We start from the raw sequence: 25,766 nt of genomic DNA, 5'->3' as shown, positions 1-25,766 counted from the left end.
TACCGCCGACGGGAGTCCGGACGCCGGTATCGCCGACGGGTGTCCGGGTACCGATACCGCCGACGGACGTCCGGGCGCCGGTCCGGACGTCCGCACGGGCCTCGGCTTCCGGGCGGCCCAGGGGGACGGGACGACGCTGCTCATCATCGCCAAGGAGCCGGTGCCCGGCCGGGTGAAGACCAGGCTCACTCCCCCGTACACCCCCGCCGAGGCCGCCGCACTCGCCGAGGCGTCCCTCGCCGACACGCTGCACGCCGTGCTCGCCATGCCCGCCGGTCGCCGGGTGCTGGTGCTCGACGGACAGCCCGGGCCGTGGCTGCCGCCGGGATTCGAGGTGGTGGGGCAGTGCGACGGCGGTCTGGACGAACGGCTCGCCGCCGCCTTCGCCGCCTGCCGGGGCGCCACCCTGCTGATCGGCATGGACACCCCGCAGGTCACCCCCGCTCTTCTCGCCCCCGCGCTGAGCCCGGGGAGCTGGCACGACTGCGACGCCTGGTTCGGCCCGGCAGCCGACGGTGGCTTCTGGGCCCTTGGCCTGGCCGAACCGGACCCCGAACTGCTGCGTGGCGTGCCGATGTCCACCGCCACCACCGGTGCCGCCCAGCGCCGTCGGCTGACGGACGCGGGGCTGCGGGTGCGCGACCTGCCGATGCTGCGCGACGTGGACACGGCCGAGGACGCCGTACGGGTGGCGGCCGACGCCCCGGGCGGCCGGTTCGCCCGGACCCTCGCCCGCCTGTCGTCCCGGGCCACCGTCCGATGAGCACGGCGGAGACGGTGCGAGACGGTGCGGTGCGCGAGGGGTCCGCGCAGGATGGAGCGGCGCGCGAGGGATTCGCACATGACGGGTCCGTACACGACGGGGCGGTGGCGGTGCGCGAGCAGACGCCCGCTCGTCTTGCGGCCGCGCCCTGGCACGCCGACCCCTATGTCCGGGCGCTCCACGCGGGCCAAGGGCCGCTGTTCCTGCGCCGGGCCGACGGCTGGATGCTGCCCTTGGACGTCGAACGCTGGTGTGCGGACGCCGACGCGGCCGACCGGACGGTGCTGCGGCGCTGCCAGAGCCCGATACTCGACATCGGCTGCGGGCCCGGCCGGTTGGTGGCCGCGCTGGCCCTGCACGGCCACCCCTGTCTGGGCATCGACGTCAACCAGGCGGCGGTCGCCCGTACGGTGCGCGCGGGCGGGCCAGCACTGTGCCGCTCGGTCTTCGAACCGCTGCCCGGCGAGGGACGCTGGGGCACGGCGCTGCTGATCGACGGCAACATCGGCATCGGCGGCGATCCGCGCGCCCTGCTGACGCGCGTCGCCCAACTGATGGCCCCCGAGGGGTTGCTGATCGTGGAGGCCGCCGCGGCGGACGTCGACGAGCGGGTGCGGGTGCGCGTGGACGACGGCCGCGGCGACGTGGGGACGGCCTTCCCCTGGGCCCGCGTCGGCTCCCGTGCGCTGCTGCACCACGCCCACGCGGTGGGCTGGAACCCGGTCGAGCAGTGGACCGCACGGGACCGGGGGTTCGTATCGCTGCGCCGCACGCCGCCGCTGCCCCGGTCCAGCGCCGAGCGCTGAGCCGTGCTCGCATCGCTGCGCCGCCTGCTGCGGCCCGGCCGACTCGCCCGGTGGACCGGCCGGGCGCCTGTTCAGGCGCCCCGGCCACACCCGGCCCCGACCCCTGGGCCACGCTCCCTCCCGGGCGCCCCAGGCGTCCCGGGCCCCCAGCCATCCGCCCAAGACCGCCCCGCACCACCCTCCGACGACGCGAACGAGCCCCCATCGAGTGAGCGCCCCGATCAACCCGCGCAGGCGCGGACGGGTCCGCGCAAGAAGGCGCGGGCCGATCCGCACACGGGGGTGCGGACCGATCCGCCCAAACGGGTGCGCCCCGACCAGCCCGTACGGACGCGGCCCGATCCACCCGCGCGGGTGCACCCGGAACCACACGAGCGGGTACGCCCCGATCAACCCGCGCAGGCGCACCCCGAACCGCACACGCGGACGCGGCCCGAACCGCCTGCGCGGGTGTGCCCCGTGCCACCCGAGCGGGTGCACCCCGATCAACCCACGCAGGCACACCCCGCACCGCACACGCAGGCGCACCCCGATCAGCCCGTACGGACGCGGCCCGAACCGCACGCCCAGGCGCACCCCGAACCGCCCGCACAAGCGCGGACCGAACCGCACGCCCAGACGCGGACCGAACCGCCCACGCAGGCGCGCCCCGATGCGCCCGCGCAGGCGGGGACCGGTCCGCCCGTGTGGTTGCGGATCGTGCGCCGCTGGATCGCGCCGATCGTGCTGGCCGCGCTGCTCGGCTCGCTGGTCGCTGTCCTCGCCCTGACCTTCCGCCGGGACGACTTCCGCAGCGCCCCCGGCACGCTGTCCCGCTGGTACGCCATCGCCTGGGCGCTGTTCGCCGCCGCCGCGTGGGCGGTCCGGCGTCTGGGTGCCCGTCAGGCGGCTGTCTTCGTGCTCGCGGGCAGCGCGGCGATCGCCGCCACGGGGCTGCTCGCCCCACCGCGCACCAGCACCGACGCCTACCGCTACGCCTGGGACGGGCGCGTGCAGGCCGCGGGCATGTCCCCCTACGACCACGCGCCAGAGGACCCCGCGCTTGCCTCGCTGCGCGACAGCTGGCTCTTCCCGCGGGGCTCCGCCTGCCATGGCCCCGACCGCGCCCGTGTCCGTCCTGCCCCTGTCGGCCACCGCACGCCCGGCGCCGCCCCGCGCCCCGAACCGGAGCCCGTGCATCCGCCGAGCGCCACCGCCGAACCGCAGTGCACGCGCCTGAACCGCCCCTCGGTCCATACGATCTATCCTCCCGCCGCAGAGGGCTATTTCTTGCTTGTACACCGCTCGGCGCCGTCAGGTTCCACCCTCCTTCCCCTCCAGACCGGCGGCGCGCTGCTGTCCGTCGCCACCACCGCCGTGCTGCTCGCCGCGGCCCGGCGCCGCAGCGATCCGCGCCTCGCGACCGCCCGCGCCGCGCTCTGGGCCTGGTGTCCGGCCGTACCGGTGGAGGCGGTGAACAACGCCCATGTCGACGCGCTGGGCGTGCTGCTGACCGTCGCGGGCCTCGTCGCCGTTCCCCGCCGCCGGGTCCTGGGCGGCGCGCTGCTCGGCGCGGCGACCGCGGCCAAGCTGCTGCCCGCCGTGACCCTGCCGGGCGCCCTCTCCGGCGTCCTCGCCACGGCCGCCGCCAAGCCCCGCACCGCGCTCAAGAGGCCCAGGCCCGCCGAAGGTCCCGTCACGCCGACCGCACCGGCCGCGCCGTTCCGCCCCGCCTCCTCCGTCTCCCCGACGGCGCCGATCCGCCGCGCCGCGGCGATCGTGCTGCCCGCCATCGCCGTCGTCGCGCTCGGCTACCTCCCGTACGTCCTGTTCTCCCACTCCTCCGTCCTCGGCTATCTCACCGGCTATGTGGCCGAGGAGGGGTACGAGACGGGCTCCACCGCCGCCGACGACAAGAACCGCTACGCGCTGCTGCGGCTGCTCCACCCCGACCCGGAGACCTGGGCCCTCCCCGTGATCGCCGCCGTTCTGCTCGTGGTCGTGGCCTGGGTGCTGCTGCGCGGCGATCCCCAACGGCCCTGGCGCGGCGCGCTGGTGGTGACCGGGACCGCGTTCCTGCTGATGACGCCCGGCTACCCGTGGTACGCGCTGCTGGTGGTCGCGCTGGTGGCCCTCGACGGGCGCTGGGAATGGCTCGGCCTGGCGCTCGCGGGCGTCGCCCAGTATGTGACGGCCCATGCGGTCGACGACGGTGCGTGGGTCGGGACGCTGGGCTTTGCGGTCGCCGCTGCGGCGGTCATGCTCGGCTTGGCCCTTCGCGCCCATCAGGCCCATCGGATCGTTCAGGTCCATCAGACTGATCAGGCCCATCAGACCGATCAGGCCCATCGGATCGATTAGACCCTTCAGGCCCTCTAGACCGAACTCCCGCGCGACGCCGCCGCCCCCGGATCGCCACCTCCATCACCAGCCACAGCGCCGAGACCCCGAAGAGCGCGGCGGTGATCAGCAGCCAGCGCGGCCAGAAGACGTCGGCGCTCAGCCCGGTCGCGTTCTCGTAGCGGCGCTCCTGCCGCCCGAGGATCAGCGGGAACCACACCAGCAGCAGCACCCCCGAGACAAAGGCGGGCACCCGCACATGGTTGATCCACCGGGCCGGGGCCGTGGCAGGGGCCGGGAGAACGGCCGCCACCACGCGGTCGGCGAGCGCGTACAGCGGCAGCAGCACCAGATCGTGGAGGACGGCGGCCCCGGCGAACCACAGCGCGATCCCGAACCAGTCGCCGCTCAGCAGCCTCACCCCGGCGTAACCGGTCAGCGCGAAGGAGCACAACAGCAGCACCAGCCTCAGCGGCGACTCCCCGTCCAGCCGGCGCAGCCCAGCACGGCCCCGTCCGAGAAACCGCACACCGTCCCCCCGAAGTCCGAGAAACCTCACGCCGTCCCCCCAAAGGTCAGCCGCCCGACCCACTTGGTGTTGTGCACGCCCGGGGCCCCGGGCACGATCACCCGCGCCGGATAGCCGTGGTCCGGCGACAGATCCGCGCCGTTGACCTTCAGCGCCAGCAGCGAGCGCGGATCGCGGACCTGGTGCTCACTCAGCACGACGCTCCGGAAGGAGCCGTGCCGCTGCACCGACTCCACCAGGACCTCCGGCGGCCGGTCGGCATGGCCCACCAGTGCGGCGAGGTCGGCCAGCCGTACCCCCTCCCACCGCTGGTCCGCCGTGGACCACCCCTCCACACAGGCGATGGGCAGCGTCGCGCCGTGGTGGTCAAGGCGCAGCAGCCGTTCCCGGGTGAGGACGGTTTCCCGGCCCGCCGCGCCCCGTACCACCAGCCGCCAGTCGGGGCCGATGTCGCGGGCGCGGACGCCGACGGCCGCGGCGGTCTTGTTGATCTGGAAGCCGTTCGGCCCCCGGCCCGGGTCACGGCCGTGCGGGGCGAGCAGCGCGCTCGTGCGCAGCGGGCCGCCGATGCTCTGACCGGCCGTCACCACCAGCAGTGCGAAGGAGCCGGTGCCGACCATGGCGAGCGCGCCCCGCCGCGACATGGTCGGCGCCGCGGGCCGCGGGCTGACCAGACCGGTCTCGTCCGGCGGCTCCGGCCGGGTGTCGGCGGTGCGGGTACGCAGCTCGGCCCGCAGCTCGCGGCTCCGCAGCGTCCGCACCATGAGCGGGAACCGCAGCGCCACATGGACCACGAGGGCGGCCATGAAGATCCACGCCCCGTAGAAGTGCAGCGGGTAGAAGGAACCGGGGAAGACGTAGTCCAGCTGGACGTTGAGCACGCCGGTCGCGAACTCGAACAGCCCCCCGCCGACCAGCAGGAGCAGCGACAGCCGCTCCAGCGCGTGCCCCAGCGACCGCACCGGCGGCCAGGCGAACAGCTTGGGGATGACCGACCACAGCTTGGCCAGCAGCACGGGAACGAGCACCACCCCGAGCGTCACGTGCACCCCCTGGGTGACGCGGTAGAGCCAGGAGGGGTCGGTCGGCCAGGAGAAGAGGTAGAAGCCCAGCAGCCCCTTGTCCGGTGTCTTGTCGTTGACCGGGGAGAGATCGGGGTTGTAGGCGGCGTACGACAGCAGTCCGGTCACGAACAGCACCGGGATGCCGAAGAGCAGGATCAGGCCGAAGACGGACGTCAGCCAGGGGCCGCGCAGCGGGCTGCGCCACAGTGTGCGGCGATCACGGTCGGTACGGGGAGGGTGGCTCATGGCATGACCGTAGGACCGCCGCACCGCCTCCAAGGGCCTTGAGCCCATGACAAAACGGTGACGTCACCGGCTCTGGCCGGGAAGATCTGACGGTCCGGTGACATCGAGCGGCGCGGCGGTCCGGCGGCGGGCTCGGCGACATAGCGTGACGTCGTGAAGCTCCCCCTCCGCAACGGCGTCGATATCCAGCCCACTCAGGACGACACGCGGACCGGCCGTCGCCGTGACGTGCTCGCCGCCGCTGCCGCCGCCCTGGTCTTCGTCGTCGCCGCCGTCGTCGGCACCCTGATCCAGCGGGCCGATGGGTCCCTGTACGTCGACTGGGCGCCGCTGTACGCCGACTGGCTGCCCCATGTGGGCCCCGGTACGCCCCTCGCCCTGGCCGTCGCCGCGGCGGTCGTGCTCCACGGCCACCGGCTGGCGGCACGGCTGCCGTGGCGTGGGCTGCTGGCGGCCGTCTGGGCGGCGGCCATGGCCTGGATCTGGTCACTGGCGCTGGTCGACGGATGGCGGCGCGGGGTGGCTGAGCGGCTGACGGCGCGCCATGAATACCTGCGGGGCGTCGACCGGTTCCAGGACATCGGCGCGGCCCTGCGCGGCTTCACCGGCCACATCCTGCTCACCCAGCCCGACCACTGGCCCGCCCATATCGCGGGCCATCCGCCGGGCGCCGTGCTCACCTTCGTGGGCCTGGACCGGCTGGGCCTGGGCGGCGGGGCTTGGGCGGGGGCCTTCTGTGTCACCGTGGGCGGCTCGGCGGCGGTCGCGGTCCTGGTCACACTGCGCGCCCTGGGGCAGGAGCGGGCGGCGCGTACGGCCGCGCCGTTCCTGGTGCTGGCGCCCGGGGCGGTGTGGGTGGGCGCCTCGGCCGACGGCTATTTCGCGGCCGTCGCGGCCTGGGGGCTCGCGCTGCTGGCGCTCGCCGCGACGCGTACGGTCCGGGCGCCCGGGGCGGTGGCGCTGGGCTCCGGGCTGCTGCTGGGGCTGACGGCCTATCTCTCGTACGGGCTGACGCTGCTGGCGCTGCCCGCCGCCGCCGTACTGCTGCTGGCCCGCACCGCGCGGCCGCTGCCCTTCGCGCTGACCGGGGTGGCGGTGGTGGCGGGGGCGTTCACGCTGGCCGGGTTCCGGTGGTGGGAGGGGTACTCCCTGCTGGTCGAGCGCTACTACCAGGGCGTGGCCTCCGACCGCCCGTACGCGTACTGGGTCTGGGCCAATCTGGCCGTCGCGTCGGTGGTCGCCGGTCCCGCCTGTGTCGCGGGGGCGCGGCGGATGCTGTCGGCGGTGCCCGACGCCGCCCGGCGGCTGCGCCCTGGCGGGCTGGGCGACCCGCACAGGCAGGGCGGTTCCGGCGCCCCGGACGGGCTCGTTATGCTGACCTTCGCCGCGCTGCTGGCGCTCCTGGTGGCCGATCTGTCCGGGATGAGCAAGGCCGAGACGGAGCGGATCTGGCTTCCCTTCCTCCTCTGGCTGCTGCCGACCACCGCACTGTTGCCCGCCCCTGATCGCCGCCGATGGCTCCTGGTTCAGGCCTGCCTCCCACTGCTCGTCAACCACCTGCTTTTGACCGGTTGGTGAGGTGCCCGATGTGAAGAGCACGTGATACTTCTGTGATACTGAGGGGGCGTACATCTGTACCGTTGCCAGGGGGCGGGACCCGTGAAGGCGCTGACGATTGTAAAGGCGTTGAAGGCTTTAAGCGCGAGGAACGCCTATGGCGTGGCCGCGCCCATAGGCGCGCTGACGGCCGTGGCCGTCGTGGTGGCGCTGCTGATAGCCCTGACCTCGCCGGGGGACGCGGGGGGCGTGCAGGACCTGCCCGCCGGCGCGGCGTCCCCCAAGTCGGACCGGGTCCCCAGGGAGCCCAAGAAGGAAGACAAGTACGCCGATTGGGACGGCGAGGACAAGGTGCTCGGGGACGGCTCCACGTCCTACACCGGACCGCAGCCGCACCAGCTCAAGCCCAAGAGGCTCAAACCGGGCGAGAAGCCACCGCAGTTCGTGGTCTTCTCCTGGGACGGCGCGCTGGAGAACGACGACCACCTCTTCTCCCGCTTCCGCGAGGTGGCCAAGGAGACCAACGCCACCATGACGTTCTTCCTGAGCGGCATGTATCTGCTGCCCAAGTCGAAGAGCGACCTCTATCGGCCGCCCCAGCACAAGCCGGGCTCGGCCGCCATATCCTTCCCCACCGACGAGCACATCAGGGAGACCCTGGAGCAGCTGCGCGGGGCCTGGCTGGACGGCAATGAGATCGGCTCCCACTTCAACGGCCATTTCTGCGGCGCCAAGGGCGGGGAGGACTGGTCCACCCAGGAGTGGAAGAGCGAAACGGAGCAGGCATATTCGTTTGTGAAACGGTGGAAGACGAACACCGGTTTCACCGACGTCAAACCGCTGCCGTTCGACTATGACGTGGAGCTGGCTGGCGGGCGGGCGCCGTGCCTGGAGGGCCAGAAGACCCTGATTCCGGCGATCAAATCCCTCGGCTGGCGCTATGACGCGAGTTCCCCGGGCGACTTCCAGCTCTGGCCGTCCAAGATCGATGGAATCTGGAACTTCCCGCTGCAGCTGGTGCCGTACCCGGAGAGCGAGAAGCAGGTCCTCTCGATGGACTTCAACTTCCTCTTCAACCAGTCCGGTGACAGCACCGACGGCGATCCGGCGAAATACGCGGAGTGGGAGCGGCTGACCCGCCAGGGGTATCTGAACGGATTCGAGCGGGTCTACAACGGCAGCCGGGCGCCGCTCTTCATCGGCAATCACTTCGAGACCTGGAACGGCGGCATCTATATGCAGGCCATCGAGGACGTGATGCGGAGCGTCTGCCGCCGCGACGGAGTGCGGTGCGTGTCGTTCAAGCAGCTCGCCGACTGGCTGGACGTCCAGGATCCCAAGGTGCTGGCGAAGCTGCGGATGCTGGACCCGGCGGAATCGCCGGACTGGTCCACGTACGCCAAGACCAAGTAAGCGGTCCCGTTGCGGGGTGCTTTCCGCGAGTGCGGCTCACGCCGGGGGAATTCATTCCGCGGCTGCGGCTCACACCGGGGCCGCTCATTCCGTCGTCCCCGCCGTCATATATCTCTTCCAGATGTCCTTGGGGTAGGTGTCGCCCGATGTGTCGGCGCCTCCCCCGCCCATTCCCTTGAGCGGCATCAGCTCCTGCGACTTCGGATCCACCCGGGACAGCGAGACCGCCGTCGAGAGCTTCTTGGTGTACCCGACGAACCAGGCAGAGGTGCCGTCCTGTGCCGTGCCGCCCTTACCGGCCACCTCGCCACCGGCCACGGCGGCCTCGCGCGCCGAGCCGTCGGGGCTCTGGATCGCGCCGCGCAGCGCGTCGTCCACCTGCGCGGCGACCGCCGCGCTGAAGGCCCGCTTGGCACGGTCCTTGTGCAGCTCGACCCGCTGCCCGCCGTGGGTGAGCCCGCTCACCGAGTACGGCGCGTAGTGGGTGCCTTCGGCGGCGAACGTCCCGTAGGCGCTGGCCATACGGATGGAGCTGGGCGTCGCGGTGCCGAGCGAGAACGCGGGCACCCGCGCGCCGAAGCTGCTGGGCAGCAGTCCCGCGTCGATGGAGGCCCGCCGGACCCGGTCCAGGCCGACGTCCATGCCCAGCTGGATCATCGGGGTGTTGATGGACCGCACGATCGCCTGGCGCAGCGGGACCTTCCCGTAGGAGGCGTCGCCGTCGTTGGTGGCCCGCACGATCTTGCCACCGCGGTCCCAGTACGGGCCCTCGGGCGTATGCACCGCGATCTTGTTGTCACCGTCGTAGAGCGTCGAGGGCGTCACGGGGGTGCGCGAGCCGTTGCGCTCCAGCAGGACGCCGTCGCGCAGCGCCGCCGCGTAGACGAAGGGGGTGAAGGAGGTGCCGGCCGGGACGTTGGAGGCGTTCGCGTCGTTGAACCCCTGCTCCAGATAGCCGGGGCCGCCGTACAGCGCGCGTATGGCGCCGCCGGGGGCCACGGACGCGGCGCCGATGCGCACATGGCGGTCCTCGGGGCGCTGCTCGGGGTCGAGGTTGCCGTCCCGGGTCTTCTTGACCGCCTTGGCGAGCGCCTGGACCTTCGGCTTTTCGAAGGTGGTGTGGATCTGATAGCCGCCCAGGGCGAAATCGGCGTCGGATATGTCGGTGTGGGAGCTGACATACGCCTTGGCGGTCTCCACCAGATAGCCGACCTGGCCGGTGAGCCCCTCCGGTTTGGGCTGCGCCTTGGGCTCGGGGAACGTCGTGTAGCGCGCCCGCTCGGCCTTGGAGAGCTTTCCGATGTCGACCATCCGGTCCAGCACCCACTTCCAGCGGTCGACGGCCCGCTTGTGGTTCGTGGCGCCGAGCGTCGGATCGAAGGTTCCGGCGCCCTTGAGCAGCGAGGCGAGCAACGCGCCCTCGCTCGCGTTGAGTTCCGAGACGTCCTTGCCGTAGTACGCGTACGCCGCCCGCTGGATTCCGTAGCTGCCGCGCCCGAACCAGCTGGTGTTCAGATAGCGCTGAAGGATCTCCCGTTTGCTCATCCGGTCGTCCAGCTTGATGGCCATGAACATCTCGGTGAGCTTGCGGGAGAAGGTCTGGCGCTGATTCAGGTAGGCGTTCTTCACATACTGCTGGGTGATGGTGGAGCCGCCCTGTGTCTCACCGCCCGTCACCATCCGCGTCACGGCGCGCATCAGCCCGCTCGGGGACACCCCGCTGTCGGTGTAGAAACTGGCGTTCTCGGCGGCGAGGACCGCCCACTGGACGTCTTCCGGCACCTTGTGCAACGGCACTTCCTGCCGGTTGACCGGACCGGTGCGGGCCATCTCGGACCCGTCGGCCCAGTAGTAGACGTTGTCCTGCTGGGTGGCGAAGTCGTTGAGGTTCTTGGGGATGTCGGTCTGGAGATACAGAAAGCTCAGCAAACCGGTCAGACTGCTGAGGCAGAACAGGAAGAGCAGGGCGATCTGACGCCACGACGGCAGCCAGCGCGTCACACCGCGCCGCCCCGCCCTGGGGTAGTCCAGCTGGATCCGCGCGACCGCCCAGCGGCGCAGCCGCATCCCCCGGCTCCTCGATGGCTGCTTACGGCGGTGCTTGCGGTGCTTCCCCATGGCGTTGTCACTGCTGCCCAAAACGTGTTTCCCCCACGCTCGCTCCGCGCGCGGGCGCGGCTCAAAGGTGTGATCTCTTCCATCCCCCCAGACCAGACCGATCCTATTTTCCCCTCAGAACGTCTGTCGCCACACAGCCCCAATTTTTTGTAACAGTGGCCATATTCAGGGACTCCACCCACCCGGTGACCTTTCGCACCGCCCACCCTCCTTGGGGGTGGGGTACCCGCCGTGACACCCCGAAGTCCGGCCGTGACACCCCGAAGCTCAAATGAACCTCTGAACCAAGCGGCCGGGGGATTCGTCCTCCCTGTACGGGGTCATGACCCCGTACAGGGAGGACACACCGCGGGGGACGCGGTACGGAACGAGGAGGGGGAGCCATGGTGCGCCTCGGTACCGGAATCGGCTGGCGACCGGAGATCGCCGAAGACATCGCGGGGCTGCCCGGCATCGACTGGGTGGAGGTGGTGGCGGAGAACATCTGCCCCGACCATGTGCCGGACGCGCTCCGGCGGCTTCGCGAGCGCGGGACCACGGTGGTCCCGCACGGGGTGTCGCTCGGCCTCGGGGGAGCCGAGCGGCCCGACCCCGGCCGCCTGCGGGCGCTGGCCGAGCGGGCCGAGGCGCTGGGCTCGCCGCTGGTCACCGAGCACATCGCGTTCGTCAGGGCCGGGGGGCCGCTGACCGCGTCACCGGCCATCGAGGCCGGGCATCTGCTGCCATTGCCGCGGACCCGTGACGCACTGGATGTGCTGTGCGAGAACGTGCGCACCGCGCAGGACGCGCTGCCGGTTCCGCTCGCGGTGGAGAACATCGCGGCGCTGATCTCCTGGCCCGGCGAGGAGATGACCGAGGGCCAGTTCCTGGCCGAGCTCGTGGAGCGCACGGGGGTGCGGCTGCTCATCGACGTGGCCAATCTCCACACCAACCACGTCAACCGGGGCGAGGACCCGGCCAAGGCGCTGGATGAGCTGCCCACGTCGGCGATCGCCTACGTCCATGTGGCGGGCGGGGTGGAGCGGGACGGGGTGTGGCACGACAGCCACGCCCATCCGGTGACCCAGCCGGTGCTGGACGTGCTCGCCGAGCTGTGCGCCCGTACGACGCCGCCCGGGGTGCTGCTGGAGCGCGACGAGGACTTCCCGGCGGCGGACGAGCTGGCGGGCGAACTGGACGCGATCCGCGCGGTGACGGCGGCGGGGGCCGGGGCGGCCGAAGCCGCGGTGGAGGCCGGGGCGGCCGAAGCCGCGGTGGGGGCGTCCGCCGGGCCCGGCGCGCCCGTGCCGGACGCCGTCCGGGAGCGGCTGGCGCTCGCCCAGACCGCACTGCTCTCCGCGCTCGTCGGCGGCACCCCGTCGCCCGAGGGCTTCGACCGGCGGCGGCTGCGGGTGCAGAGCGCGGCGCTGACGGCCAAGCGGGCGTCCGTGATCGCCAAGGTGGCGCCGGAGCTGCCCGAGATCCTGGGCACCGGCTACCGCCCGGCGTTCGCGCGGTACGCCGACGGCCGCCCGATGACCGGCGGCTACCGCCGCGACGCGATGTCGTTCGCCGAGCATCTGCTGGCGGACGGCCGGCCCGATGACGCGGCCGCCCGGCGCCGGTTGACGCTGTGGTGGCAGGAGCGGTCCGGGCCCGCGCCCCTGCCGTCCCATCCGGCGGCACGGCTGGCCCGCCGGGTCCGGCTCGCGCTGAGCGGGGGGCGGTGAGCGGCGTGGACGCGATCGTGAGCTTCTTCTACCTGCTGGTCACCGTGTCGTCGGTGGTGCTCATCGTGGGTACGGTCCGGACCCGGCGCAAGGGCGTCCCGGGACCGGTGTACGCCCGGGCGTACGACCTCCTGGAGGCCGCGTTCCTGGCGGGCGGGCCGGGCCGGGTGGCGGACACCGTGATCAGTGCGATGTACGCGGACGGGCGGCTGGCGATCGGCGGCCCGGGCGTGGTCTCGGTACGGCAGCCGGTGGCACGCGGCCCGGTCGAGGAGGAGCTGCTGCGGCTGTGCGCCATCTCCCCGCACGGCGGCCTGACGTGGCTGCGCCGGGAGCTGATGCGCAGTCCGGCGGTGCAGGCGATCGGCGACCAGTTGGCGGCGCGCGGGCTGATGGTGCGGCCGGGTGCCCTCCAATTCTGGCGGGGTATGGCACAGGCTCAGGTCGTGCTGTGCGCGCTGGGGGTGTTCGTGGCCATCGTGACCAGTTTCGACTCCGCCGCCGACGATGGGCATCCGCCGGCCTTGATGATCGTCCCGATGCTCTTCATCGGCCTCGTCATCGGCAGGATCTGCGCCCGTACGGGCAAGCGCCGACTGACCGCCGCCGGGCGACGCGCGCTGGCGACGTACCGAAGGGACTCGGGGATCGGCGCACGGCACGCCCGGTCGGTCGCCCACCCGGCGACGGTCCCCGTGATGGTCGCCGTCGCGCTGACCGGCGCGGCCGCCCTTGCGGACGACCCGCTGCTCCGGGCCCAACTCCTGGACGCGCAAAAGGTACCCGCCGCCTCAGGCTCGTCGAGTTCGCCGGGCTCATCGGGCCCCGCGGATTCCGGCGGCGGATCGTGGTGCGGCGGAGGCGGAGGCGGAGGCGGTTCCGGCTGCGGAGGCTCCTCATGCGGCGGCTCGTCCTGCGGCGGAGGAGGCGGCTCGGGCTGCGGCGGGGGCGGCGGCTGCGGAGGCGGTGGCGGCGGAGGCGGCTGCGGGGGCGGCGGCTGAGCCGCCAGGACGAAGGCCCCGCCGCGACCGAGAGCCCCGACCTCCCCACAGGGCCCCAGCGGGGACCCGGACACGGCGGGGCCCCGCCCGCGGCGGGAACGTCATGCACGGCGGGGACCCGGGCGTGACGGGAGCGCCGGGCAGGGCGGGGCCCTGGGCACAGGCGGAGGGGCCCCGGGAGCGGCAGGAACGCCAGGCACGGCAGGAGCCCCGGGCACGACGAAAACGCCAGGCACCGCGGGACCCCGAGCGCGACGGGGCGCCGGACGCGGCGGAGGCCCCGGGAGCGGCAGGAACGCCAGGAACGGCGGAGGACCCGACCGCCCGCCCCGGCCGGGAATCCCGCACGTCCCCACAGAACACCGGCGGGGACCCCGGGCGCGGCGGGAGCGCCGGGCACGACGAGAACGCCAGACGCAGCGGAGCCCCGGGCACGGCGGAAGCCCCAGGCGCCCGCCCCAGCCGAGAAGCCCGCACATCCCCGCAGAGCACCGGCGGAGGCGCCGGGCACGGCAGGAACGCCGGGCCACGGCGAGAACGCCAGACGCAGCGGGGACCCCGAGCGTGACGGGGGGCCAGGCGCGGCGGGGGCGCCAGACGCGGCGGAGCCCCGGGCGCCCGCCCCGGCCGGGAAGCCCGTACATCCCCGCAGAGCACCGGCGGGGACCCCGGGCGCGGCGGGAGCGCCGGGCACGACGAGAACGCCAGACGCAGCGGAGCCCCGGGCACGGCGGAAGCCCCAGGCGCCCGCCCCAGCCGAGAAGCCCGCACATCCCCACAGGGCACCGGCGGAGGCGCCGGGCACGGCAGGGACCCCGGGCACGACGAGAACGCCAGACGCAGCGGGACCCCGCGCACGGCGGGAGCCCCGGGCCACGGCGAAAACGCCAGACGCAGCGGGGACCCCGAGCGTGACGGGGGGCGCCAGACGCGGCGGGGGCGCCAGACGCGGCGGAGCCCCGGGCGCCCGCCCCGGCCGGGAAGCCCGTACATCCCCGCAGAGCACCGGCGGGGGCCCGGGCGTGGCGGGAGCGCCGGGCGCAGGTGGGCGTGCGGGCGGGGGCTGGGGCGGGGCCCCGGTTTTGGGAAGGGGCGGGGAGGGGAAAGCAGCCCGCCGCAGGCGTCACGCGTCACGATCCGCCGGACACCCCAGCGTCCCGTCGCGGGGCTGCGCGGCGCGTCGCCGCATTCTCGCGAGTCGTTCATATCGTGAAAACTGTGGCGCGGTCGCGGCCGGGTCGAGTAGAACTCGGCCATGTTGTGGGTCCTCTTCCTGCTCGTCGCGTGGGGCGCCGCGGTCACCAGCTGCGCGCGGCTGTGCATGGCGGCGGTGGCGGCCGCACAGCCGATGGACGCCGCTCCGCGGGCGGAAGGGAAGGGGCTGAGCCTGTACGAGGCGGCGTTCCTGTCCGGCGGGCCGCGGCGGGTGGGGGATCTGGCGCTCGTGACGATGTACCGGGAGCGGCGGCTGCTGATCGCGCACACCGGCTGGGTCACCGTGGTGGACCCGGACGGGCGGGATGCGCTGGAGCGGGCCGTGATCAGCGCGATCGGGCCGGAGGGGCAGGCCCAGGTGCGGCCGGTGCGGGCCGCGCTCACCACCGCCGCCCCGGTGCGGGCGCTGGGCGACCGGCTGGTGGCGGCGGGGCTGGCGGTGCCCGCGTCGGCCCGTACCAATGTGGCGGTCGCGGTACGGCACGTACGGGCGGCCTGCGCCCTGGTGCTGGTGACGGCCGCCGCCGCGCTGCTGCTCGTGCCGCCCGCGGCGGGGCGCGGTCCGGTGGCCGCGTGGTTCGTACTGCCGCTGCTGCTGACGGCGAGCTGTCTGCTGATCGCCCGGGTCGAGGCGCATCCGTACTCGCGGTGGGCCTCCCCCGTCGGTCAGCGGCTGCTGGGCCGGATCGACGTGCCCCCGCGGCGGACCCTCGCCCAGCGCTCCGGCGGCGACGCGGGCGGCGGTGCCGACGACGGCCACCTGCTCACCGCGCTCGCCGTGCACGGCACCTCCGCTCTCCCGGATCCGGCGCTGCGCGCGGCCCTGAAGACGCATTGGGGTCATTGACCCCGACACCGCGGCCCGGTGCTTTACATGGTCATCCGGCCCGCCAAATATCCCTTTCATCGCGCGTGCACCGCGATGCACGACGCGCGACGCACCGCGATGCACGAAGGGACGGCCAGTGAGAGCAGCAGCGCTGTACGGCATCCTCGGGCCGCTGTCCCTGTCGCTGGCCATGAGCGCACTGCTCGCGACGCCCGCCACCGGCCGCCCGCTCGCCGCGCCCACCGCGCACACCGCGTCCGCCAGGTCCGCCACGCCCCCGGCCGGTGCGGCGGGCGGGCCCTCCGCGACCCACTCGGCCCCGGCGGCCTCCGCCGCCACCGCCGCGCCCACCTGGACCACCTGGTCCGCCCCATCCGCCCCGGTCGCCGCCCGACCCGGTGACGCGGCCGCGGCCCGCGGTGTGGCGTTCGCCGCCCGGCGCGCGGCGCAGCGCGGCATCGCCTTCCGCCGCTGCCCCCGCGCCGAGGCGCTGGCCGCCCCCATCACCTGCGGAAAGGTCTCCGTACCGCTCGACTACGCCCGTCCCCGCGGCAAGCACATCTCCCTCACCGTCAGCCGGATCCTGACCACCGGGCCGAAGGCGCGGCGTCAGGGCGCGCTGGTCTACAACCCCGGCGGGCCGGGCGCCTCCAGCATGGCGTTCCCCGAGTACGCGGCCGAGGACGCCTTCCGCAAAGTGGCCGCCGCCTACGACTTCGTCGGCTACGCCCCACGGGGGGTGGGCCGCTCCGCCCCGCTGTCCTGCCAGCGGCCGTCCGCCTACGCCAAGGCACCGACCAGTTCCCCGCCGCACCCCACCGCCGCCTTCAAACGGCGGCTGGTGGCGCGGGCGCGCGCCTACGTCCGGGGCTGTGTGCGCCGCTCGGGCCGCGCGCTCGCGCACTACACCACGCTGAACAACGCCCGCGACCTGGAAGTGCTGCGCGCCGCACTGGGCGAGCGGCGGCTCACCTTCGTGGGCGCCTCGTACGGCACGTACTACGGGGCCGTGTACGCCACGCTCTTCCCGGGGCGGGTGCGCCGGATGGTCTTCGACAGCGTGGTCAACCCCGCCCCCGGGCGGATCTGGTACCGCGACAACCTCGACCAGTCGCTGGCCTTCGAACGGCGCTGGCGGGACTGGCGCCGCTGGGCCGCCCGGCACCACGCCGTCTACCACCTGGGCGCCACCGCGGACCGGGTGCTCGCCTCGTACGGGACGGCGCGGCGGCGGCTGGCGCGGAAACCGGCGGGCGGGGTCATCGGCACCGCCCAGCTCCAGACCGCGTTCCTGAGGACCGGCTACAACGACGCGTACTGGGACCCGGCCGCCCGGGCGCTGGCCGCGTATCTGCGCGGCGACCCCGAGCCGCTGATCGAGCTCGCCGCGCCCGATCCGGCGGAGGCCGCCGACGACGAGAACGGCAACGCCATCTACACCGCCGTGGAGTGCAACGACGCGCCCTGGCCGCGCGCCTGGGCCACCTGGGACCGCGACAACACCGCCCTCGCCCGCCGTGCGCCCTTCGAGACCTGGGACAACGTGGCGATGAACCTGCCGTGCGCCTTCTGGCCGCTGAAGTCCGGCCGCCCCCTCGACGTGGGGAACCTGGAGGCCGTGGGCCCCCGGGCGCCGGGCCGGGTCACGCTGCCGCCGGTGCTGCTGCTGTCGGCGGAGCGGGACGCGGCCGCGCCGTACGCGGGGGCGAAGGAGCTCTGGCACCGGCTGCCCGGCTCCTCGCTGGTGACCGAGCGCAAGGCGGGGACGCATGGGCTGTGGGGCGGTCCGAACGACTGCGTCAACCGCCATGTGGATACGTATCTGCTGACCGGGAAGACCCCGGGGCGGTCCGCCTTCTGCGGCCCGCGCCCGGAGCCCGTGCCAATGCCGGAACCGGCCCCGCTGCCGGAGCCGGACAAGCAGCCTGCGACGATCCCGGGCACGCCGTGAGAGGGCGGGCGCCGGGTGACGCTCGCGGCGGCGGTTGGCTCATGCCCTGGGGCCAGGGGCACAGCGGCGGAGCCGCCTTTCGATGGACCCCGGGCGATCCGTAAGGGCGTCAGGCCAGACCGGCGACGAGTTCGGAGACCGCCCGGCGGCGCCCGGTGTAGAACGGGACCTCCTCGCGCACGTGCCTACGCGCCTCGGAGCCCCGCAGATGGCGCATCAGGTCCACGATCCGGTGCAGCTCGTCCGCCTCGAAGGCCAGGATCCACTCGTAGTCGCCGAGCGAGAAGGACGCCACCGTGTTGGCGCGCACATCGGGGTAGCCGCGGGCCATCTTGCCGTGGTCCGCGAGCATCCGGCGGCGGTCCTCGTCGGGCAGCAGGTACCAGTCGTAGGAGCGGACGAAGGGGTACACGCTCACGTACTCGCGCGCGTTCTCGTCCGCGAGGAACGCCGGGATGTGGGACTTGTTGAACTCGGCCGGGCGGTGCAGCGCCATGTTGGACCACACCGGCTCCAGGTGCCGCCCCAGCCGGGTGCGGCGGAAGAGGTTGTACGCCTCCTGGAGCGCGTCGGAGGTCTCCGAGTGCCACCAGATCATGACGTCCGCGTCGGCGCGCAGCCCGGACACGTCGTAGGTGCCGCGCACGGTGACGTCCTTGGCGGCGAGCTGGGAGAAGAGCTCCTCGACCTCGTCGGCGTAGCCGGTGCGGTCCTCCGGCAGCACATCGCGCAGCCGGAACACCGACCACAGGGTGTAGCGGATGACCTCGTTGAGGTCCTTGGCCTTCTTACCGGCGTTGGGAGTCTTCTCAGGTGCAGCAGTCATGGCCCTATTCTCGCTCTCCGGCTCCGGCGCCCGGCTCCCGGGTGGCCGCCAGGGCGCCCAGCAACTCATCGGCCGCCTTACGGGCGCTGCCGACGCACGCGGGGATGCCCACCCCGTCGTAGAGCGCCCCGCACACCGCCAGCCCCGGCACCTTGGCGACCTCGGCGCGGATGCGGGCGACCCGGTCGAGATGGCCCACCGGGTACTGGGGCAGTCCGCCGTCCCAGCGGTCCACCCGGCTCGCGACGGGCTTCGCGGCCAGGCCGACCGCCGTGCCGAGATCGGCGAGCGACGCCCCTACCAGATCGGCGTCGTCCCGCTTCAGATCCGCCTCGTCGTCAAACCGCCCGATCGAGGTACGCAGCACGAAGAGATCGGGACCGGCGTCGCGCAGCCAGCCCCATTTGCGGCTGGAGAAGGTCGCGGCCTTGATCGTCCGGCCGTCGACCGGCGGCACCAGAAAGCCGCTGCCCTCGGCGAGCATGGCCACGTCGGTGCGCCGGAAGGCCATGGTGACCAGCGCCATCGAAGCGTAGTCCACGGTGGCCAACTCGGCGGACGCGGCCGGAACCGCGGCGGCCAACAGCCGGGCAGCGGCGGGCGCGGGCACCGCCAGCACAATGGCGTCGGCCGCCAGCACGTCGAAGTCGGCCCCCACCACCGCCGCGCCGCCCACGCCGTCGGTGACGCCCGTGCCGTCCAAGTCGCCGGGGACGCCCGCACCACCCGCGCCGTCGGTGATGCCCGTACGGCCCGCGCCACCCGTACGGTCAGTGCCACCCGTACGGCCCGTGCCGTGCATGCCACCCGTAGCGCCCGCGCCACCCGTGCCGTCGGTGGCGCGAGTGCCGCCCGTACGGCCGGTACCGTCCACGCCGCCCGCGCTGTCCGTACCGCCCACGTCGCCCATACGGCTCACGCCGCCCGGGCCGCCCGCGCTGTCCACCGTGATGGTCCAGCCGTCGGGCGTGCGGCGCAGCTCTCTTACGGCCGAGCCGGTGCGGATCTCGCCGCCCGCGGAGCGTACGGCGTCGGCGACGGCGAGGGGGAGGCGGCCGATTCCGCCGTCGATGCCCATGAACACCGGGCCGCCCTGCTGGCGCGCCGAGCGGTCGGCCAGCTCTCGGACGCCCTCGGTCAGCGGGCGCCCCGACCGGGCCACTTCGAAGAGGGCCGGGACGGACGCGCGCATCGAGGTGCGGTACACATCGCCCGCGTACACCCCGCCCAGCAGCGGTTCCACCAGCCGGTCCACGACCTCGCGGCCGAGCCGGTCCGCCAGATACCCGCCGAGCGCCACGTCCTCGCCCACCGGTGTGGGCGGCAGTTCGCGGTCGCGGGCGATCCGGGCCAGCCCCTCCTCAGAGATCACTCCGGACGCGGCCAGCGGCTCCAGATCGCCGGGGACGCCCATCACATGCCCCTTGGGCATCGGGCGCAGCGCACCGCGCGTCCAGAGCGAGGCGGTCGCGGTCGCGGGCGGCTGAAGCCGGTCCCCGAGGCCCACGGCGCGCGCCAGCTCGACCGCCTCCGGGCGGCGGGCGAGCATCGACTCGGCGCCGAGGTCGACGGTCACGCCCTCGATCTCCCCCGAGCGCAGCTTGCCGCCGAGCCGCCCCGACGCCTCCAGGACCGTCACCCGCGCCCCGCCGTCCAGCAGCCGGTGGGCCGCCGCGAGGCCCGCGATTCCGCCGCCGATGACCACGACATGGCCGGTGCGCCCCGCCCCCGGGGTGTTCGCCGCTCTCATGTCCCCACTCTCTCACCCGCCCCCAGGGCGTGCTGCGCCGAGGCCGTGGCCAGGTCGGCCTCGATACGGCCCGCCGTGGCGCGCAGCGCCGGGAGGAGTTCGCCGCGGACGCTCTCGGCGGTGCCGCGACCGGCGTGGGTGGCCACGTTGAGCGCGGCCACCACGCGTCCGCGTGCGTCCCTTACGGGCACGGCGAGCGACCGCAACCCCTCCTCCAGCTCCTGGTCGACCAGGGCGTGCCCCTCCTCCGCCGTGCGCTCCACGACGCGCGCCAGCTCGGCCACGCCGGTCACGGTGTGCCGGGTCAGCGGCTCCGGCCGTACCCCGGCGAGATGGGCGGCGCGGGCGTCGGCGTCCAGGCCAGCGAGCAGCACCCGGCCCATGGAGGTGGCGTAGGCGGGGAAGCGGGTGCCGATGGTGATGTTGACGCTCATGATGCGGACGGTGGGGACGCGCGCGACATAGCGGATGTCGCCGCCGTCGAGGACCGCCAGGGACGCCGACTCATGGACGGTACGGACCAGTTCGCGCAGGTGCGGCTGGGCGACATCGGTGAAACCGAGCTCCGCGAGCGGGGCGTAGCCGAGCTCCAGCACGCGCGGCAGCGGCCGGAAGGCCCGGCCGTCGGCCGCCGCGTACCCCAGCTCGACCAGGGTGAGCAGCGAGCGCCGGGCAGTGGCCCGGGCCAGCCCGGTGGCCTCCGCGACGGCGCTGAGCGTCATCCCACCACCCCGGCCCGCGCCGATGAGACCCATGCTCCCGGCGGAGCCGGACGCACCGCGCGCCACGTCCTCCACCGTGCGGGCCTCGCTGGCCGGGTGGGCCGCGCCCTGGGCCGCGTGGACCTCGTCCTGGCCCGCGCCCTGCGCCCCGCCCGAGGCCGCCCCGCCCGGGCCGGCCCCGCCCAGCGCCCGCAGCACGGCCAATCCGCGCGCGAGGGACTGCAGAAACCCCGCTCCCAGCTCCCGCTTGGCCGTCCGCGCCGGGTCCTCGCCCACGGCCGCACCGGAGTCCCCCGTACCCGAAACCCCCGAAGCCCCCGTAACGCCCGAAACGGCCGAAGCGCCCGACGCGCCCGACGCGCCCGACGCGCCCGAAGCACCAAGCCGTGGCCGACGCGCCGCCAACGCCGCCTCCATCGCCGGGAGTTCCGCACCCAGCGGCCCCAGCACCGCCGCCCGCAGCGAGTCCACGTCATGGCGGCTGGTGTGGCTGACCACGTTGACCGCGCAGACCACGCGGCCCGAGGCGTCCCGCACCGGAACGGACACCGCCACCAGACCCGGTTCGATCAGCTGGTCGTCGACCGCCCAGCCGTCGCGCGCGGCCTCCTTGACGCGGGCCTCGAAGTCCGCGCCGGAGGCGGGCCGGTGGCGGGGCGGGACGGCCGGGAACGCGGTGTCCAGGGGGTCCTCGGCGCGGCGGGCGCGCCAGGCGGCCCAGTCGGCCCCGGACCACTCTGCGGCGAAGAGCGCGCCGGGCGAGCAGCGCTCGGCGGGGAGCAGATCCCCGATGCGGAACGCGAGGGACATCGTGCGGCGGCGGGTGACCTGAACGACGAAGCGCACCCCGGCGCCATCGGGGACCGCGACCGAGACCGACTCGTCGAGCCCGTCCGCCAGCCGCTCGGCGAACGGGCCGAGCGCGGCGGGCAGTCCGCTCGCGGCCAGATACGCGTTGCCCAGCTCCATCAGCCGGACCGCCAGGCCGATGTCGCGGCCGTCGAGCCTCACGTACCCGAGCTGTTCGAGGGTGCCCACCACGCGGTCGACCACGGACCGGGCGAGCCCCGTGCCGCGCACGAGATCACCGGGCCGGACGGTGGTCCGCCCCTCGTGCGCGGCCAGCCGGGTCAGCTCGCGCAGCACGGCGAGGCCGCGCTCGAGAGGTCCGACGGGGCCATTGACAGGTGGTGACACCGGGCTGAAACTCATCACCAGCCGATTATGAACGAAGTTTCACTCAGCGAACAAGAGTCGAAGGCCAAGCGGGCCACATGAGCCGCCACACCGCCATGGACCACAAGACCGCCATGGATCACCACACCGCCATGAGCCACCACACCAAGGGGACGAAGTGATGCGCACGACCGTCGGCATCATCGGCGGCGGGCCCGCCGGACTGCTGCTCGCCCGGCTGCTGCACCGCGCCGGGATCGACTGCGTGGTGCTGGAGAGCCGGGACCGGGCGTATGTCGAGCGGCGCCAGCGGGCCGGGATCCTGGAGCAGGGCACCGTGGACGTGCTGCGGGAGTGCGGCGCCGGCGGGCGGCTGGACCGCGAGGGGCTGCCCCACCAGGGCATCGAGCTGCGCTTCGGGGGCCGTGGCCACCGCGTGGACTTCCCCTCCGCCACCGGCGGCAAGTCGGTGATGGTCTACGCCCAGACCGAGATCGTCAAGGATCTGATCGCGCTCCAGCTGGAGGAGCCCGGCGGCCCCCCGCTGCTGTTCGGGGCCGAGGCGCTGGCCATCGAGAAGCCGGACAGCGCCGCGCCCGTCGTCCGCTTCCGCCACGAGGGCCGCGAGCAGACCCTGAGCTGCGACTACGTGGCGGGCTGCGACGGCTTCCACGGCATCGCCCGGCGCACCATCCCCGCCGACCGGGTGCGCGCTTTCGAGCACGCCTACCCCTACTCCTGGCTCGGCGTGCTGGCCGATGTCGCACCGTCCTGCGAGGAGCTGATCTACGCCCGCCACCAGCGCGGCTTCGCGCTGCACAGCATGCGCTCCCCACAGGTCTCCCGGCTCTACCTCCAGGTGCCCAATGCCACCGACCCGGACGAGTGGTCCCACGAGCGGATCTGGGACGAGCTGTCGGCCCGCTTCGCGCTCGACGGGGGCCGGACGCTGGAGCGCGGCCCGATCACCGCCACCTCGGTCACCCCGATGCGCAGCTTCGTCCAGGAGCCGATGCGCCACGGCAGGCTCTTCCTGGCGGGCGACGCGGCGCACATCGTGCCGCCCACCGGCGCCAAGGGGCTCAATCTGGCCGTCACCGATGTGATCACGCTGGCCCGGGCGCTGATCCACCACCAGGGGACCGGCTCGTCCGAACTGCTGGACGGCTATTCGCGGACCTGTCTGCGCCGGGTGTGGCAGGCCGAGCGGTTCTCGTACTTCATGACGGACACGCTCCACCGGCGCCCGGACGAGACCCCGTTCGAGGACCGGGAGCGGATCGCGCGGCTGGAGCGGATCGCCTCCTCCCCCACCGCCTCCGCCGAGCTCGCCGAGAACTACGTCGGCCTCCCGCTGTCATGACCGCCTCCGGCCCCTTCACCCCCGTCAGCCCGCCGGGCGGCCGCGCCACCGGCGGCCGGGACGGCGGCCGCTCGGTCGCGGGCCGGGTACTGGCGGTCCTCGACGCGTTCGACGCCTCGCACCGCTCGCTGTCCCTCACCGCCCTCGCCCGGCGCACCGGGCTGCCGCTGGCCACCGCGCACCGGCTGGTCGCCTCGCTCACCCGCTGGGGCGCCCTGGAACGCGACGCCACCGGGGCGTACCACATCGGGCTGCGGCTGTGGGAAGTGGCGACGCTCTCGCCGCGCGGGGTCGGAGTGCGCGAGGCGGCCCTGCCGTTCATGGAGGACCTGTACGAGGCCACCCACGAGAACGTGCAGCTCGCGGTGCGGGACGGCCTCGAGGTGGTCTACGTCGAGCTGATCTCGGGTCATTCGGCGGTCCAGGTGCGCACCCGGGTCGGCAGCCGCTGGCCGCTGCACGCCACCGGCGTCGGTCTGGTGCTGCTCGCGTACGGGCCGCCACGGCTGTACGAGCGGGTGTGCGCCCGCCCGCTGCGCCGCTACACGGAGCTGACGATCCAGGACCCGCACCGGCTGCGGACCGCCCTGGCCGAGGTGCGGCGCACCGGGATCGCGGTCAGCGACCGGCAGATCACCACGGACGGGCTGTCCATCGCCGCACCGGTGCGGGGCCCCGGCGGGGAGGTGGTGGCCTCGCTGTCGGTGGTGGTGCCGGCCGCGGAGGGACGGGCCCCGGGGCTGATCCCTGCCGTGCGGGTCGCGGCGCACGGCATCTCCCGTACCCTCGCCGCCGCCCTGGGACAAGGCCCCGTCGCGGAGGCTTCCGGTCGATGAAAGACCCGCGAACGCGCCTTGCCGCGCCCGATGACCGGCCACATCCTGTGTGGCACCAACCGAGCCGCCGAGCCTGAACACCCAGGCCCGAGAGGGGACATGGAGACATGCCCGAAGTGACCGCAGAGCCCACCGCGCAGGGCCGGGAGGCGCCCCGCGGCGGCTGGCAGCCGTATCACACCCTGTGGGCCATGCTGCTGGGCGGCTGGCTCTTCTCGTACGCCGACCGCACCATCACCGGACCGGTCGTCACCTGGCTGATCGAACACGACCACGGCATGCTGGGCTCCGCCAGCCATCCGCACGCGCTCGGCGGTCTGATCGGCAGCCTCTTCTTCGCGGGCTACATGCTCACCCAGTTCCCCGGCGGCTATCTCGGCGACCGCTTCGGGCACCGCACCATGCTCGCGGTCTCGCTGCTGTGGGCGGGGGTCGCGACACTGGCCAGCGGGCTGACGAGCGGGCTGATCGCCTTCGTGGTGCTGCGGGTGCTGACCGGGCTCGGCGAGGGCGTCTTCTACTCCAACGACCGCTCGCTGATCGCCCAGCGCACCCCGCCCGCCAAGGCCGGTCTCGGCATGGGCGTGGCCATCACCGGACTGTCCATCGGGCTGACGGTCGCGACCATCAGCGCGCCGTATCTGATCGACTGGGGCGGGGAGGTGTTCGGCGAGGAGGACGCCTGGCGGATGCCGTTCCTGGTGCTGGGCGGCGCGACGCTCGTGTTCGGCGCGGCCACGGCGGCCTATATGCGCCGCATCGGAGGACCGCTCAAGGCCACCGGCTCCACACTGCGGCTGCTGGGGATCTCGGCCGTGCTGTGCGCCGCGGTCATGGCGGTCTATCTGATCGCCGACGGGGCGGGGATGCCGAGCTGGGGCGTGGCGATCCTGGAGTGCGTGCTGGCGTTCCTGCTCATCGGGGTGATCTTCGCCCGGCGCAGCGGGCGGCTGGGCTCGGTCTCCCGGAACCGCAATGTGCTGCTGCTCAGCTTCGCCTTCATCGCGGTCATGTGGAATCTGTGGTTCTTCAGCTTCTGGTCGGTGTCGATCGTCGCCGACGCCGCCCACAGCTCGTTCCAGAACGCCGCCCTGGTGGCCACCTTCAACGCGGGCGCGGGCATCCTCGGCTTCCCGGCCGGGGGCCTGCTCTCGGACCGGGCGAAGGCCCGGGGGTGGGGGCGGCGGCCGCTGCTGATCGCGTTCACCGTGGTCCAGGGGGCGCTGGTGCTGGTGTTCGCCGGGTATCTGCAGACCCATGAGAAGCCCTCCCTCTGGGTGATGTCCGTCCTGCTCTTCGTCACCAGCCTGTTCTTCAACGCGCTGCAGCCCATGGCGCACGCGCTGCTCAACGATGTGGTGGACGCGGCCGAACGCGGCGCGGCCTTCGGTCTCTTCAACCTGGTCGGGGAGATCGGTGCGGTGGTCAGCCCGGCGCTCAGCGGCACCCTCTTCGACCACTACGGCAGCTGGACGCACGCGGTCTACATCGACGGCGCGCTGATGCTCGTCAGCGCGGTGCTCTACGTGCTGATCCGGGAGCGGACCTCGCGCGCCTAACGTGGTGCCCTATA

18 protein-coding genes are annotated in these 25,766 nt (G+C 73.7%); 12 read left to right on the top strand and 6 right to left on the bottom strand.

What is annotated here, in order from left to right; genetic code table 11:
- The first annotated feature begins 136 nt into the window (after positions 1-136).
- From VT50_RS23495 to VT50_RS23485, 3 genes are all read left to right on the top strand, one after another.
- Positions 137-763, top strand: coding sequence for a TIGR04282 family arsenosugar biosynthesis glycosyltransferase (locus VT50_RS23495; RefSeq protein WP_046089270.1), 627 nt, complete (start codon positions 137-139; stop codon positions 761-763).
- Positions 760-1,569, top strand: coding sequence for a methyltransferase domain-containing protein (locus VT50_RS23490; RefSeq protein ID WP_063893265.1), 810 nt, complete (start codon positions 760-762; stop codon positions 1,567-1,569). The genes VT50_RS23495 and VT50_RS23490 overlap by 4 nt, the downstream gene beginning before the upstream one ends.
- A 684-nt stretch (positions 1,570-2,253) precedes the next feature.
- The gene (locus tag VT50_RS23485; RefSeq protein WP_063893264.1) at positions 2,254-3,909 is read left to right on the top strand and encodes a glycosyltransferase 87 family protein; all 1,656 of its coding nucleotides are present in this window, start codon (positions 2,254-2,256) and stop codon (positions 3,907-3,909) included.
- On the opposite strand, the gene VT50_RS23480 is transcribed toward VT50_RS23485, so the two are convergent.
- Positions 3,806-4,417: a hypothetical protein gene (locus VT50_RS23480; RefSeq protein ID WP_420822215.1), complete on the bottom strand. Its 612-nt coding sequence runs from the start codon at positions 4,415-4,417 to the stop codon at positions 3,806-3,808. The genes VT50_RS23485 and VT50_RS23480 overlap by 104 nt on opposite strands.
- A 26-nt stretch (positions 4,418-4,443) precedes the next feature.
- Positions 4,444-5,727 (bottom strand): molybdopterin-dependent oxidoreductase, encoded by a 1,284-nt coding sequence (locus tag VT50_RS23475; protein WP_046089247.1) that lies wholly within the window; start codon positions 5,725-5,727, stop codon positions 4,444-4,446.
- Positions 5,728-5,880: 153 nt separating this feature from the next.
- On the opposite strand from VT50_RS23475, the gene VT50_RS23470 reads away from it, so the two are divergent.
- Entirely contained in the window at positions 5,881-7,305 is a 1,425-nt protein-coding gene (locus VT50_RS23470; protein ID WP_053048759.1) for a hypothetical protein, read from the top strand.
- Positions 7,306-7,446: 141 nt separating this feature from the next.
- Complete coding sequence (locus tag VT50_RS23465) at positions 7,447-8,697, top strand: polysaccharide deacetylase family protein (protein WP_240529276.1); 1,251 nt, start codon at positions 7,447-7,449, stop codon at positions 8,695-8,697.
- An 84-nt stretch (positions 8,698-8,781) separates the two neighbouring features.
- Here the strand turns inward: VT50_RS23465 and VT50_RS23460 are convergent, their stop codons facing one another.
- Positions 8,782-10,764 (bottom strand): transglycosylase domain-containing protein, encoded by a 1,983-nt coding sequence (locus tag VT50_RS23460; RefSeq protein ID WP_046089245.1) that lies wholly within the window; start codon positions 10,762-10,764, stop codon positions 8,782-8,784.
- Positions 10,765-11,198: 434 nt separating this feature from the next.
- On the opposite strand from VT50_RS23460, the gene VT50_RS23455 reads away from it, so the two are divergent.
- The 4 genes from VT50_RS23455 to VT50_RS23440 all read left to right on the top strand — a co-directional run bounded on the left by VT50_RS23455 (position 11,199) and on the right by VT50_RS23440 (position 17,520).
- Positions 11,199-12,524 carry an MbnB/TglH/ChrH family RiPP precursor modification enzyme gene (locus tag VT50_RS23455; RefSeq protein WP_206269470.1) on the top strand — a complete coding sequence of 442 codons (1,326 nt, stop codon included), beginning with the start codon at positions 11,199-11,201 and terminating at the stop codon, positions 12,522-12,524.
- Positions 12,525-12,529: 5 nt separating this feature from the next.
- Positions 12,530-13,525: a TIGR04222 domain-containing membrane protein gene (locus VT50_RS23450; RefSeq protein WP_053048760.1), complete on the top strand. Its 996-nt coding sequence runs from the start codon at positions 12,530-12,532 to the stop codon at positions 13,523-13,525.
- 1,255 nt (positions 13,526-14,780) lie between these two features.
- Positions 14,781-15,587 (top strand): TIGR04222 domain-containing membrane protein, encoded by an 807-nt coding sequence (locus VT50_RS23445; protein ID WP_046089244.1) that lies wholly within the window; start codon positions 14,781-14,783, stop codon positions 15,585-15,587.
- Positions 15,588-15,705: 118 nt separating this feature from the next.
- The gene (locus VT50_RS23440) at positions 15,706-17,520 is read left to right on the top strand and encodes an alpha/beta hydrolase (protein WP_046089243.1); all 1,815 of its coding nucleotides are present in this window, start codon (positions 15,706-15,708) and stop codon (positions 17,518-17,520) included.
- A 109-nt stretch (positions 17,521-17,629) separates the two neighbouring features.
- Here VT50_RS23440 and hemQ read toward each other — a convergent pair whose 3' ends face one another.
- Genes hemQ through VT50_RS23420 form a run of 3 tightly spaced genes read right to left on the bottom strand, consistent with a single transcriptional unit; the run spans position 17,630 to position 22,030 of the window.
- Positions 17,630-18,346 carry a hydrogen peroxide-dependent heme synthase gene (hemQ, locus tag VT50_RS23435; RefSeq protein WP_020867857.1) on the bottom strand — a complete coding sequence of 239 codons (717 nt, stop codon included), beginning with the start codon at positions 18,344-18,346 and terminating at the stop codon, positions 17,630-17,632.
- Positions 18,347-18,350: 4 nt separating this feature from the next.
- Positions 18,351-20,096, bottom strand: a complete 1,746-nt coding sequence (gene hemG, locus VT50_RS40550) for a protoporphyrinogen oxidase (protein ID WP_046089242.1) — start codon at positions 20,094-20,096, stop codon at positions 18,351-18,353.
- Positions 20,093-22,030 (bottom strand): IclR family transcriptional regulator domain-containing protein, encoded by a 1,938-nt coding sequence (locus VT50_RS23420; protein ID WP_046089241.1) that lies wholly within the window; start codon positions 22,028-22,030, stop codon positions 20,093-20,095. Before VT50_RS23420 ends, hemG begins: the two co-directional genes overlap by 4 nt.
- A 145-nt stretch (positions 22,031-22,175) precedes the next feature.
- Here VT50_RS23420 and VT50_RS23415 point away from each other — a divergent pair, with 145 nt between their 5' ends.
- From VT50_RS23415 to VT50_RS23405, 3 genes are all read left to right on the top strand, one after another.
- On the top strand, positions 22,176-23,357 hold the full coding sequence (locus VT50_RS23415; protein ID WP_046089240.1) for a 4-hydroxybenzoate 3-monooxygenase: 1,182 nt from the start codon (positions 22,176-22,178) through the stop codon (positions 23,355-23,357).
- Positions 23,354-24,193 carry an IclR family transcriptional regulator gene (locus VT50_RS23410; protein ID WP_046089239.1) on the top strand — a complete coding sequence of 280 codons (840 nt, stop codon included), beginning with the start codon at positions 23,354-23,356 and terminating at the stop codon, positions 24,191-24,193. Before VT50_RS23415 ends, VT50_RS23410 begins: the two co-directional genes overlap by 4 nt.
- A 107-nt stretch (positions 24,194-24,300) precedes the next feature.
- Entirely contained in the window at positions 24,301-25,752 is a 1,452-nt protein-coding gene (locus VT50_RS23405) for an MFS transporter (RefSeq protein WP_046089238.1), read from the top strand.
- Positions 25,753-25,766: the final 14 nt, after the last annotated feature.

This window comes from Streptomyces antioxidans, assembly GCF_000968685.2.
Taxonomy (GTDB): Bacteria; Actinomycetota; Actinomycetes; order Streptomycetales; family Streptomycetaceae; genus Streptomyces; species Streptomyces antioxidans.
This window is presented reverse-complemented; position numbering and strand designations above follow the sequence as displayed.

Coding starts and splice junctions, on each gene's coding strand:
- VT50_RS23490 (WP_063893265.1), top strand. CDS start 760: ATGAGCACGGCGGAGACGGTGCGAGACGGTGCGGTGCGCGAGGGGTCC.
- VT50_RS23475 (WP_046089247.1), bottom strand. CDS start 5,727: ATGAGCCACCCTCCCCGTACCGACCGTGATCGCCGCACACTGTGGCGC.
- VT50_RS23460 (WP_046089245.1), bottom strand. CDS start 10,764: ATGCGGCTGCGCCGCTGGGCGGTCGCGCGGATCCAGCTGGACTACCCC.
- VT50_RS23455 (WP_206269470.1), top strand. CDS start 11,199: ATGGTGCGCCTCGGTACCGGAATCGGCTGGCGACCGGAGATCGCCGAA.
- VT50_RS23445 (WP_046089244.1), top strand. CDS start 14,781: ATGTTGTGGGTCCTCTTCCTGCTCGTCGCGTGGGGCGCCGCGGTCACC.
- hemQ (WP_020867857.1), bottom strand. CDS start 18,346: ATGACTGCTGCACCTGAGAAGACTCCCAACGCCGGTAAGAAGGCCAAG.
- hemG (WP_046089242.1), bottom strand. CDS start 20,096: ATGAGAGCGGCGAACACCCCGGGGGCGGGGCGCACCGGCCATGTCGTG.
- VT50_RS23420 (WP_046089241.1), bottom strand. CDS start 22,030: ATGAGTTTCAGCCCGGTGTCACCACCTGTCAATGGCCCCGTCGGACCT.
- VT50_RS23415 (WP_046089240.1), top strand. CDS start 22,176: ATGCGCACGACCGTCGGCATCATCGGCGGCGGGCCCGCCGGACTGCTG.
- VT50_RS23410 (WP_046089239.1), top strand. CDS start 23,354: ATGACCGCCTCCGGCCCCTTCACCCCCGTCAGCCCGCCGGGCGGCCGC.
- VT50_RS23405 (WP_046089238.1), top strand. CDS start 24,301: ATGCCCGAAGTGACCGCAGAGCCCACCGCGCAGGGCCGGGAGGCGCCC.